At 64.9% G+C, this 11,060-nt stretch carries 15 protein-coding genes and 1 tRNA gene; 4 read left to right on the top strand and 12 right to left on the bottom strand.

The genetic code is table 11. The features are described from left to right. Positions 1–178: 178 nt before the first annotated feature. The 11 genes from QRN34_RS03015 to queD all read right to left on the bottom strand — a co-directional run bounded on the left by QRN34_RS03015 (position 179) and on the right by queD (position 8,394). Entirely contained in the window at positions 179–604 is a 426-nt protein-coding gene (locus tag QRN34_RS03015) for a F0F1 ATP synthase subunit epsilon (RefSeq protein ID WP_285401874.1), read from the bottom strand. Positions 605–646: 42 nt separating this feature from the next. After that, on the bottom strand, positions 647–2,059 hold the full coding sequence (gene atpD / locus QRN34_RS03010) for a F0F1 ATP synthase subunit beta (RefSeq protein WP_285401872.1): 1,413 nt from the start codon (positions 2,057–2,059) through the stop codon (positions 647–649). A 77-nt stretch (positions 2,060–2,136) separates the two neighbouring features. After that, a complete protein-coding gene (gene atpG / locus QRN34_RS03005; protein WP_285401870.1) occupies positions 2,137–3,045 on the bottom strand; it encodes a F0F1 ATP synthase subunit gamma in 909 nt (302 codons plus the stop codon). Between the two features lie 125 nt (positions 3,046–3,170). Beyond that, positions 3,171–4,721, bottom strand: a complete 1,551-nt coding sequence (atpA, locus tag QRN34_RS03000; RefSeq protein WP_036138359.1) for a F0F1 ATP synthase subunit alpha — start codon at positions 4,719–4,721, stop codon at positions 3,171–3,173. A 57-nt stretch (positions 4,722–4,778) separates the two neighbouring features. Continuing rightward, positions 4,779–5,312, bottom strand: coding sequence for a F0F1 ATP synthase subunit delta (locus QRN34_RS02995; RefSeq protein ID WP_285401867.1), 534 nt, complete (start codon positions 5,310–5,312; stop codon positions 4,779–4,781). Positions 5,313–5,314: 2 nt separating this feature from the next. Beyond that, positions 5,315–5,785 carry a F0F1 ATP synthase subunit B gene (locus QRN34_RS02990; RefSeq protein WP_036109523.1) on the bottom strand — a complete coding sequence of 157 codons (471 nt, stop codon included), beginning with the start codon at positions 5,783–5,785 and terminating at the stop codon, positions 5,315–5,317. An 83-nt stretch (positions 5,786–5,868) separates the two neighbouring features. Beyond that, positions 5,869–6,156 carry a F0F1 ATP synthase subunit C gene (gene atpE / locus QRN34_RS02985; RefSeq protein ID WP_036109522.1) on the bottom strand — a complete coding sequence of 96 codons (288 nt, stop codon included), beginning with the start codon at positions 6,154–6,156 and terminating at the stop codon, positions 5,869–5,871. A gap of 85 nt (positions 6,157–6,241) precedes the next feature. After that, positions 6,242–7,081: a F0F1 ATP synthase subunit A gene (atpB, locus tag QRN34_RS02980; RefSeq protein WP_285401863.1), complete on the bottom strand. Its 840-nt coding sequence runs from the start codon at positions 7,079–7,081 to the stop codon at positions 6,242–6,244. 3 nt (positions 7,082–7,084) lie between these two features. Beyond that, positions 7,085–7,450, bottom strand: coding sequence for an ATP synthase subunit I (locus QRN34_RS02975; RefSeq protein ID WP_036138367.1), 366 nt, complete (start codon positions 7,448–7,450; stop codon positions 7,085–7,087). A 168-nt stretch (positions 7,451–7,618) separates the two neighbouring features. Beyond that, positions 7,619–7,945, bottom strand: a complete 327-nt coding sequence (locus QRN34_RS02970) for a hypothetical protein (protein WP_285401860.1) — start codon at positions 7,943–7,945, stop codon at positions 7,619–7,621. Positions 7,946–8,037: 92 nt separating this feature from the next. Then, positions 8,038–8,394: a 6-carboxytetrahydropterin synthase QueD gene (gene queD / locus QRN34_RS02965; RefSeq protein ID WP_285401857.1), complete on the bottom strand. Its 357-nt coding sequence runs from the start codon at positions 8,392–8,394 to the stop codon at positions 8,038–8,040. 210 nt (positions 8,395–8,604) lie between these two features. Here queD and QRN34_RS02960 point away from each other — a divergent pair, with 210 nt between their 5' ends. Further along, the gene (locus QRN34_RS02960; protein WP_285401855.1) at positions 8,605–9,240 is read left to right on the top strand and encodes a LuxR C-terminal-related transcriptional regulator; all 636 of its coding nucleotides are present in this window, start codon (positions 8,605–8,607) and stop codon (positions 9,238–9,240) included. Positions 9,241–9,304: 64 nt separating this feature from the next. Here QRN34_RS02960 and QRN34_RS02955 read toward each other — a convergent pair. Further along, positions 9,305–9,381, bottom strand: a tRNA-Met gene (locus tag QRN34_RS02955). Between the two features lie 142 nt (positions 9,382–9,523). Between QRN34_RS02955 and QRN34_RS02950 the strand changes: the two genes are divergently transcribed. The 3 genes from QRN34_RS02950 to bfr all read left to right on the top strand — a co-directional run bounded on the left by QRN34_RS02950 (position 9,524) and on the right by bfr (position 10,925). After that, the gene (locus tag QRN34_RS02950) at positions 9,524–10,066 is read left to right on the top strand and encodes an RNA pyrophosphohydrolase (RefSeq protein WP_285401853.1); all 543 of its coding nucleotides are present in this window, start codon (positions 9,524–9,526) and stop codon (positions 10,064–10,066) included. 70 nt (positions 10,067–10,136) lie between these two features. Continuing rightward, on the top strand, positions 10,137–10,337 hold the full coding sequence (locus QRN34_RS02945) for a (2Fe-2S)-binding protein (protein ID WP_036138377.1): 201 nt from the start codon (positions 10,137–10,139) through the stop codon (positions 10,335–10,337). A gap of 105 nt (positions 10,338–10,442) precedes the next feature. Next, positions 10,443–10,925 carry a bacterioferritin gene (gene bfr, locus QRN34_RS02940; protein ID WP_036109515.1) on the top strand — a complete coding sequence of 161 codons (483 nt, stop codon included), beginning with the start codon at positions 10,443–10,445 and terminating at the stop codon, positions 10,923–10,925. Positions 10,926–11,060 lie beyond the last annotated feature (135 nt).

Genomic DNA, 11,060 nt, shown 5'->3' with positions numbered 1-11,060 from the left:
AGTTCGGCCGCTTGCGGCCGCTGCCCGAGCGCAGAGTGTGACCACCCGGCGCCTCCTCGCCGTGCCTTACGAGCGACGGGCTCTGGCTTCGGCTTAGGCTTCGGGACAGGCCGGTCATGCGTGAAAAACCAAAAAAAACCCCTCCGAAGAGGGGTCTTTGGTCGACGGGCGTCGTCGCTCAGTGCTTGAGCGTCTTGCGCATCCGCTCCAGCGCCTGCAGCTGCGCCAGGGCCTCGGCCAGCTTGGCCTGGGCCTCGGCGACGTCCATCTGCGGGCCGCGCTGGGACAGGGCGGCCTCGGCTTCTTCCTTGGCCTTCAGGGCGGCGGCCTCGTCGAGGTCGGCGGCGCGGGCCGCCGTATCGGCGAGGATCGTCACCACCTGCGGCTGCACTTCCAGGATGCCGCCGGACACGTAGAACTGCTGGCGCTCGCCGTTGGTGCCGACCACATCAACGTGGCCCGGCTTAAGGCGGGTGATCAGCGGCGCGTGACGCGGCGCGATGCCCAGCTCGCCGAGTTCACCGGTGGCGACCACGAGCGTGGCTTCGCCGGAGTAGATCTCGGTTTCGGCGCTGACGATGTCGACGCGGATGGTGTGGGTCATGGGCTTGTCTTCCGTTGGTCGTGAGTGGGAGAAGAAGGTCGCTTACGCGGCCTTCTTGGCACCCATCTCTTCGCCCTTCTTGATGGCTTCGTCGATGCCGCCGACCATGTAGAACGCCTGCTCCGGCAGGTGGTCGAGGTCGCCGTCGAGGATCATCTTGAAGCCGCGGATGGTTTCCTTCAGCGCGACGTACTTGCCCGGCGAGCCGGTGAAGACCTCGGCCACGTGGAACGGCTGCGAGAAGAAGCGCTCGATCTTGCGCGCGCGCGACACCGACGCCTTGTCTTCCGGCGACAGCTCGTCCATGCCCAGGATGGCGATGATGTCCTTCAGCTCCTTGTAGCGCTGCAGCGTGCCCTGCACGCGACGGGCGATGTCGTAGTGCTCCTGGCCGATCACCGAGGCGTCGAGCTGGCGGCTGCTGGAGGCCAGCGGATCGACGGCCGGGTAGATGCCGAGCGAGGCGATGTCGCGGCTCAGCGTCACGGTGGCGTCCAGATGCGCGAAGGTGGTGGCCGGCGACGGATCGGTCAGGTCATCCGCGGGCACGTAGACGGCCTGGATCGACGTGATCGAGCCGGTCTTGGTCGAGGTGATGCGCTCCTGCAGGACGCCCATTTCCTCGGCCAGCGTCGGCTGGTAACCCACGGCCGACGGCATGCGGCCGAGCAGCGCGGACACCTCGGTACCGGCCAGCGTGTAGCGATAGATGTTGTCGACGAACAGCAGCACGTCCTTGCCCTTGCCCGTTTCGTCCTTCTCGTCGCGGAAGTACTCGGCCATGGTGAGGCCGGTGAGCGCGACGCGCAGGCGGTTGCCCGGCGGCTCGTTCATCTGGCCGTAGACCATCGCGACCTTGTCCAGGACGTTGGAATCCTTCATCTCGTGGTAAAAGTCGTTGCCCTCACGGGTACGCTCACCCACGCCGGCGAACACGGAAAGACCCGAGTGCGCCTTGGCGATGTTGTTGATGAGCTCCATCATGTTGACCGTCTTGCCCACGCCGGCGCCGCCGAACAGGCCGACCTTGCCGCCCTTGGCGAACGGGCACATCAGGTCGATGACCTTGATGCCGGTTTCCAGCAGTTCATTGGCCGCGGCCTGCTCGTCGTACGACGGGGCCTCGCGGTGGATGACCCACTGTTCCTTTTCGCCGATCGGGCCGGCTTCGTCGATCGGGTTGCCCAGCACGTCCATGATGCGGCCGAGCGTGGCCGAGCCGACCGGCACCTTGATGCCTTCGCCGGTGTTGCGGGCGATGAGGTTGCGGCGCAGGCCGTCGGTGGAACCGAGCGCGATGGTGCGCACGATGCCGTCGCCGAGCTGCTGCTGCACTTCGAGGGTGATCTCGGTACCGTCGATCTTCAGTGCGTCGTATACCTGCGGCACCTGGTCGCGCGGGAATTCGACGTCGACGACGGCGCCGATGATCTGAACAACTTTACCCTGGCTCATGGAATGCTCCGGATGAATCTAAGTAGGTTTCGGTTCGGGCGCCGCACCGTGCGTCGCCATCGCGTGTAGCGTTGGGATCAGACCGCGGCGGCGCCGCCGACGATCTCCGAGATTTCCTGAGTGATCGCTGCCTGGCGCGCCTTGTTGTAGACCAGCGTCAGTTCGCCGATGACCTTGTTGGCGTTGTCCGAAGCAGCCTTCATGGCGACCATGCGCGCGGCGTGTTCGCTGGCGAGGTTCTCCAGCGTGGCCTGGTACACCACCGACTCGATGTAACGCGTCATCAGGTGCTCGAGCACCGTGCGCGCATCGGGTTCGTAGATGTAATCCCAGTCGTGCGTCTGCTCGACCTTGACGCCCTTGGCGGCATCGCCTTCGGCGCTTTCCAGTTCCTTCGCGACCAGCGATACCGGCAGCAGTGCCTCGATGGTCGGCTTCTGCACGATGGTGTTCACGAAGTCGTTGTAGACCAGGAAGACACGGTCGAGCTTGTTGTCGCTGTAGCCGTCGAGCACGACCTTGATCACGCCGATGACGTCTTCGAGCTTGGGCTTCTCACCGAGATGGGTTGCCGAGCCGATCAGGTTCACGCCCTTGATGCGACGGAAGAACTGCACGGCCTTCTGGCCGATGGCCACCACGTCGATCTCGGCACCCTTGTCCTGCCACTCGCGGATCGAGGTCAGCGTGCGACGGAACAGGTTGGAGTTGAGGCCGCCCGCGAGGCCGCGATCGGTCGACACCACGATGAAGCCCACGCGCGCGACTTTTTCCCGCTCGGTGAGGAACGGATGGGTGAAGTCCGTGCTGGCCTGGGCCACGTGCGCGATCACCTTGCGCATGAGACGCGCATACGGACGCGAGGCCTTCATCAGGTCCTGCGCCTTGCGGATCTTCGACGCCGAGACCATTTCGAGCGCACGCGTCACCTTGCGCATGTTCTGCGTGCTCTTGATCTTGGTTTTGATTTCGCGGCCGCTAGCCATGGGTACTCGCCGTTGCGTTAAACGTGAAAACTTAGGAGGGTAAAGCGCCGAGCGAGCGCCGGCTTGCCGGCTCAAGCGTCAGTTACATCATGCAACTGACGCTTTACGCTGGGCGCCCTACGCCATTACCAGCTACCGGTCTTCTTGAACTCGTCGGCGGCCGACTTGAAGGTCGCCTCGATGTCCTTGTCCCAGTCGCCGGTGGCGTCGATCTTCGTCATCAGGTCGCCGTGGTTCTGGCGCATGAAGGCATGCAGGCCCTTCTCGAACGCCAGCACCTTGTTGACCGGCAGGTCGTCGAGGTAGCCCTTCTCGGCCGCGTAGACCGACACGCCGAGCTCGGCGATGGACAGGGGCGAGTACTGCGCCTGCTTCATCAGCTCGGTGACGCGCTGGCCACGATCGAGCTGGGCGCGGGTCGCCGCGTCCAGGTCCGAGGCGAACTGCGCGAACGCAGCCAGCTCGCGGTACTGCGCGAGGGCCAGCTTCACGCCGCCGGACAGCTTCTTGATGATCTTGGTCTGGGCGGCACCACCGACGCGCGACACCGAGATACCGGCGTTGACGGGCGGACGGATACCGGCGTTGAACAGATCGGTCTCGAGGAAGATCTGGCCGTCGGTGATCGAGATGACGTTGGTCGGAACGAACGCGGAGACGTCGCCGGCCTGGGTCTCGATGATCGGCAGCGCGGTGAGCGAGCCGGTCTTGCCGGTCACTTCGCCGTTGGTCATCTTTTCCACGTACTCGGCGCTGACACGCGAGGCGCGCTCGAGCAGGCGCGAGTGGAGATAGAAGACGTCGCCGGGGTAGGCTTCGCGACCCGGCGGACGCTTCAGCAGCAGCGAGATCTGACGGTAGGCCACGGCCTGCTTGGAGAGGTCGTCGTACACGATGAGCGCGTCTTCGCCGCGGTCACGGAAGTACTCGCCCATGGCGCAGCCGGAGTACGGCGCGACGTACTGCAGGGCGGCGGCTTCGGACGCCGAAGCCACCACCACGATGGTGTTGGCCAGTGCGCCGTTCTGCTCGAGCTTGCGCACGACGTTGGCGATGGAGCTGCGCTTCTGGCCGATGGCGACGTAGATGCACTTAATGCCCGAGTCTTTCTGGTTGATGATCGCGTCGATGGCCACGGCGGTCTTGCCCGTCTGGCGGTCGCCGATGATCAGCTCGCGCTGGCCGCGGCCGATCGGGATCATCGAGTCGATGGACTTGTAGCCCGTCTGCATCGGCTGGTCGACCGACTGGCGCCAGATGACGCCCGGCGCGACCTTCTCGACCGGACTGGTGCCCACGGCGTCGATCGGGCCCTTGCCGTCGATCGGGTTGCCCAGCGCGTCGACGACGCGGCCGAGCAGGCCCGGGCCGACCGGCACTTCGAGGATGCGGCCGGTGGTCTTGGCGGCATCGCCTTCGCGCAGGTGCTGGTACTCACCGAGCACCACGGCGCCGACCGAGTCGCGCTCGAGGTTCAGCGCGAGGGCGTAGGTGTCGTTGGGCAGTTCGATCATTTCGCCCTGCATCACGTCGGCCAGGCCGTGGATGCGCACGATACCGTCGGACACGCTGATGATCGTGCCTTCGTTGCGTGCCTCGGCGCCGAGCTTGAACTGCTCGATGCGGGTCTTGATCAGCTCGCTGATCTCGGACGGATTCAGTGTGGTGCTGGACATGGTCGGTTCCTTGGGTTGCGCCGCACGAGCGGCACCCGGTGGTATGAGAAGCTCGTATCAGTGCGCCAGCGCGCTGGCCAGCCGCTGCAGGCGGCCGCGCGCCGAACCGTCGATGACCTGCTCGCCGGTGTCGATGACGACACCTCCGAGCAGCGCCGGATCGACGTGCGTATCCAGTTCGATCTCACGCTTGAAGCGGCGCTTCAGCGAGGCGCGAAGCGTGTCCGCCTCGGCGGCGTCGAGATCCAGCGCGCTCGTGACCTTGACCCGCAACGTCGACTCCGACTCACGCTTGTAGTCGTCGTAGAGCGCTGCGATTTCCGGCAGGAGCGCCATGCGGCGGTTGTCGGCCAGTTCGTCGAGGAACGACGCGAACGGCGTGTCGGCCGCCATGCCCTCGGGCAGGTGCAGCGCGACCAGCTGGGCCGGCGACACGCGCGGATCGTTGCCGAGGCCGGCGACGCGCTGATCCGCCGCGACCAGGGCCGCGAAGTTCAGTGCCGACGACCAATCGGCCAGCGACCCTGACGCCTGCGCCACTTCGAAGGCGGCACGTGCGTAGGGACGGGCAAGGGTGAGCGCCTGGGCCATGATCAGATCTCGGCAGCGAGCTGGTCGAGCAGGGCCTTGTGGGCCGCCGGATCGATTTCGCGCTGGACGATTTTTTCCGCGCCGCGGACGGCGAGGGCGCCGACCTGTTCGCGCAGCTGTTCACGGGCACGCTGGGCCATCGAGGCGATCTCGTCCTGGGCCGAAGCCTTCAGGCGGTTGATCTCTTCGATCGCATCGGCGCGGGCCTTCTCGAGAATCTGGTTGGCCTGCTGCTGAGCCTTGTCGATGATGTCCGTCGACTGCACGCGGGCCTGCTTGATCTCGGTGGCGACCTTGGCGTCGGCATCCTTCAGCTCGGCGCGGGCGCGCTCCGCCGCGGCGAGCCCTTCGGCCACCTTCTTCTGGCGTTCTTCGATGGCACCGTTGAGCTGGGGCCAGATGAACTTGGTGGTGAACCAGACCAGGATCGCAAAAGAGATCATCTGGCCCAGGAAGGTCATGTTGATTTCCATGATCTCTCCAAAGACTCCGAACGCAGGGGTACTGACGGTCGCTGCGGCCCTTCAGGCCGCAGCGACGAAGACGAGCGTGTTGCTTAGCCGCCGGCAGCGGTGCGCAGGACGCCGATCAGCGGGTTGGAGAAGGCGAGCAGCAGCGCGATGGCGAGGCCGATGATGAACGCGGCGTCGATCAGGCCGGCGAGCAGGAACATGCGGCCCTGCAGCAGCGGAACCAGTTCCGGCTGACGCGCGGCCGACTCGAGGAACTTCGAGCCCATGATCGCGATGCCGAGGCAGGCGCCGAGCGCGCCGAGGCCGATGATCACGCCGATGGCGATGGCGGTCATGCCCTGCACGTGTGCGAAGAGTGCGGTGAGTTCCATGGTGTTCTCCTGGGATATCTAAGAAAGACGAATGGGTGGAAACGAAAAACGAAAGGGGACTTGGGTCGAACGTCGGTGCGGTGAGTTAGTGGTGTTCACGCGCCGTGGCGATGTAGACGATCGTCAGCATCATGAAGATGAACGCCTGCAGGGCGATGATCAGGATGTGGAAGATCGCCCACGCCGTGTTGAACACGACGCCGGGCACGAAGCCGATCCAGCTCACCATCAGGCCGGCGATCAGCATGAACACCAATTCGCCACCGTACATGTTGCCGAAGAGTCGCATCGCGAGCGACACGGGCTTCGACAGGGTTTCGACGACGTTGAGAAGCAGGTTGGGGATGACCAGCACCAGCTTCACGACCGGGTTGTGGGCGTGGAACGGCGCGGTGAGCATTTCCTTGCCGAAACCGAAACCGCCCTTGGCCTTGATGCCGTGGCCGATGACGATGAACAGCACGGCGACGGAAAGGCCGACGGTGGTGTTGATGTCCGCGGTGGGCACCATGCGGAAGAAGGTGTGATGCGCGGTTTCGGCACCGCCGAACGTATGCACGAGCCAGCCGGCCAGATCCACCGGCAGCAGGTCCATGGCGTTCATCAGGAACACCCACATGAAGATGGACAGGGCCAGCGGCGTGACCGTGCGACGGTCGCCGTGGAAGGTGTCCTTCACCTGCGTGTCGACGAACTCGATGGCCAGCTCGACCATGGCCTGACCCTTCGACGGCACCCCGGAGGTCGCCTTGCGGGCGAACAGCCAGAACCACAGGCAGAAGATGGCGCCCAGCACGAACGACACCACGAGGGAGTCGACACGCAGGTTCCAGAACGCCGAATGATCGGCGCTGAAATTCACCGTCATGTGGTTCAGGTGGTGCTGGATGTACTCGGTCAGACCGCCTTGCGGTTCGCTCGCCATGCCTCAACCCTTGAATCTGAATGCAAATACGTTGACCGTGAAACCGGCCACCAGGCCCACCAGGGCGGGCAAGAATGGCAGTTTCCACTGGACCAGAATGAGCGCCATGCCACCGATGAGGACGATCCAGCGAAGGATCGTTCCCGCCAGGAGCCTGGCATACATCGCTCCGCCTCCGCCCAGCGCGCTGAAAGCTCGCGCGGCAAGCAGCGCGGTAGCGATAGCGACGATCAGGGCCCCTGCAAATGCGGCCATACCGGCGGCACGCCCCTGCAGTAGAAACACGAGTCCCGCGACAACGGCCACCACGAACTGCGCGATAACGACGCGCAAGGCGAGATGACGACCGGCGGCAAGACTGTTGAGCAACGCGAGGCTCCCGTGGTTTCGCTCGAAGGCGGCACCTTGGTTCTATGGGCCACGGTTTAATCTGGAAAAGTATACCAGCGCCGTAAACGACGGGACAAGCGACGAAAGTCCAATAACCACCCGTCGGCGCGACGGTCCGTCGCGTCGTTACGAGGGAGGCGGCGTGGATCAGGCCCTGGCGGGCTGACCTGCCAACGCGCCGAGCGAGGTAGCCGTCTCCACGGCCACATCGAATATGCCGCCCGCGGCGGACGCCGCGCGTTCGACGCCTTCCCGTTGCAGGTCGCCTCCGCGGAGGAAAATGGCGCGCAGCGCCGCCGCATCCGTGGCGATCATCGCGTCGGCCATCAGGCCGGATGCCGCCCGGGCGTGACCTTCCATGGCCTGCAGATGCAGGTCGGCCACGCGTTCCATGCCGCGCCAGGCGACAGCCTGCGCGGACGTGGCCTGCTCGACAAGGCGGGCAAGATCGGCGTAACCGTTTACGTGGGGCATCGCATGCGTCCGGCGGAACGGGGAGGTGCCGGAGTGTAGACCCGCATGCGGCAACGCAGCAACCACGAATGGTTGCGACGACAGGTTTTTGCTCAGTCGCCGGTGTATTCGGCGCCGGAAGTGCAGGTTTCATGCACCACGATCTTGGCCAGGCCGGGCACCGACGGGTGCAGTTGCTGGAAGATCCACCGCGCGAGGTTTTCGCTGGTAGGGTTTTCCAGGCCTTCGATGTCGTTGAGGTAGTGATGATCCAGCCGATCGTAAATCGGCATGAACCGGGCCTTCAGATCGCCGAAGTCCATGACCCAGCCGAGCGTGGGGTCCACCGGTCCCTCGACATGCAGCTCCACGCGGAACGAATGCCCGTGCAGGCGCGCGCACTTGTGGCCTTCCGGCACATTCGGCAGGCGGTGGGCCGCCTCGAGGGTAAACGACTTGAAGATGCGCATGGCGTGGTCGATCGCGGGTGGCTGCCTAGTGTAGCGGAGCGTGGCGGCGCACGATTTCCGCGTGTCGCCTTCACGACGCAGTTCGCATTTTCAGCGCTCACCTGCTTTGATTCGTGGACATTCGGCTGCGAAAAGGTTGCAGTCGTAACAGGTGCGACGGATTCGGGGGGAACCGTCGGGGGGATTTTTCGCGTTCACAAGGAGGCATCGATGTGCCTTGGTCGTGATTCGCTCGACCGGCCGCACCCGTGCGGTCTGGCCGAGGAAGTGTTTGCCGCCCTTCCACTGCCCTGCATCGTCTGGCGCCACGGAGGCGGCCGCGCGGTGATGGTCAATGCCGCATTCCGCCTCGAGTTCGGCGCGGGTCGCGGCCGTGCCGGGCCCCGCTGGGTCGCCGAGCACCTGCAGCCGGCGGGGGGCGTCGACGAATTCGTGTTCAACGATGCCCAGGGCTCACCCCGCCGCTACCGGGTGACACGCCAGCATGTGGAGGCATCGGGCGGGGCGTTCCAGGCGGTGTACCTGACACCCCTGCCCGCCACCGAGCCCGCCGCACCGATGTCGCCTCCCCTTGCCAGCCAACGGAAGGACCTGGGGCTGACGCCCCGCGAGTCGCAGGTACTGGACGGCATCATGGGCGGCAAGCTGAACAAGGTCATCGCCGGCGAACTGCGGATCAGCCCGAAGACGGTGGAACTGCATCGCGCCAACCTGATGGCCAAGCTACGCGTGCACAACGTGGTGGAACTGGCGAAGGCAGTACTGGAGGCGCCAGCCGCGACGCCAGCCCGGCCCAGGCGCCGGACGACCGGCGACACCGCGGATACGGGAACCGTGGCGGCCTGAAGGCGCTCGCCGACGCGATCGACGAAAAAAGGCCGCACCCGGGGGTGCGGCCTTTTCGTTTTTCTGGTGGCTAGAGGCGGGCTCGAACCGCCGACCTCAGCATTATGAGTGCCGCGCTCTGACCAGCTGAGCTACCTAGCCGTGGAACCTGGTCGTTCGCAAGCTAGGCTCACGAAGGCCGGGCAGTTTAATCGGCGGCGGCCTTCCGTTCAAGTAGCGCCTTGCCCCGTCTTCTAGCGCTGTGGTTGAATCGAGCGGAAGCGGCATGTTTCGCGGAGGGCGGATGATCGACGCTGATGGCTATCGACCGAATGTGGGCATCGTCCTCCTCAATGGCGACGGGCGCCTGTTCTGGGCGCGCCGCGTCAACCGTGACGGCTGGCAGTTCCCCCAGGGCGGCATGCGCAGCGACGAAACCCCGCTGGAAGCCATGTACCGCGAGTTGGAGGAAGAAACCGGCCTGCTGGCCCAGCACGTGGAAGTGCTGGCCGAAACCCGTGGCTGGCTGCGCTACCGGCTACCCAGCCGCTTCGTGCGCCACCATCAGCGGCCCACCTGCATCGGCCAGAAACAGGTGTGGTTCCTGCTGCGCCTGAAATGCACCGAGGATGCGTTCCGCCTGGATGCCTGCGAGAAGCCCGAGTTCGACCTCTGGCGCTGGGTGGACTTCTGGTACCCCGCCAACCATGTCGTGAATTTCAAGCGCCAGGTCTACGAACGCGCGCTGCGCCAGTTCGCGCCCACGGTGGAAACGGTCTGCTCGGTTACGGTGGGCACCTGCCCCCAACAGGCCGAACTGGAAAGGCTGGCCCGCGGCGGCGAGTAAGACCGCCAGGCACACGCCTTCACATTTGTGCGGTTGACAATCGTTCGCATTCGTATTCGAATGCCGACCCATGTACATATGCATGTGCAATGCCGTCACCGACCACGCCATTCGCCGCGCCGCGGCCGATGGCGTCGAGTCGTTCGCCGAACTCCAGGCCCGCACCGGTTGCTCGGACTGCTGCGGCGCGTGCGAGCCGGAAGCCCGCCAGTGCCTGCGCCAGGCAGTCAGCGAGAGCCGCTCCCTCCCGTTCCTGGCCACTACGGCCTGAGCCCGCCGTGTCCGCACTTGCGGACGCGAACCGTGTTCATTCTCGTTACGTCACGCCCTGGCCGCGGCACGTATAGTCGCGACTGAATATCCAGGGAGACACTCCATGAAGGGCGACGCGAAGGTCATCGAATTCCTCAACAAGGTCCTCTACAACGAGCTGGCCGCGATCAACCAGTACTTCCTTCATTACAGGATGTTCAAGGACTGGGGCTACAACGAACTCGCCAAGCACGAGTACGAAGAGTCCATCGAGGAAATGAAGCACGCCGACAAGCTGATCGAGCGCATCCTGTTCCTCGACGGCCTGCCCAACCTGCAGCACCTGGGCAAGCTGCGCATCGGCGAGAACGTGGTCGAAGCGCTCCAGGGCGACCTGGACCTGGAAATGATCGCCACGAAGGACCTGCGCGAGGCCATTGCCTACAGCGAAGGTATCCACGACTTCGTCAGCCGCGACCTCTTCAAGTTCATCCTTGGCCAGGAAGAAGAGCACATCGACTGGCTCGAGACGCAGTTCAGCCTCATCTCGGACATCGGGCCGGAGCGCTACATGCTCAGCAAGGTGGGGTCGCTCGACAAGCATTGAAGAAGAAACCGCCGAGAGGCGGTTTTTTTGTTCTTTTATGAGGTGAAATGGGCTCGCCTTCGGCGTCGCGTTGGGCCTTGGGCCGTGGAGCAAGAGCCGGCGGGTGCCACCCTCGGGGCCACGCCTGCGGCGACC

This window comes from Luteibacter sp. ME-Dv--P-043b, assembly GCF_030209605.1.
Classification (GTDB): Bacteria; Pseudomonadota; Gammaproteobacteria; order Xanthomonadales; family Rhodanobacteraceae; genus Luteibacter.
The sequence above is the reverse complement of the archived record's forward strand: the minus strand, read 5'-3'. Positions and strand labels throughout refer to the sequence as shown.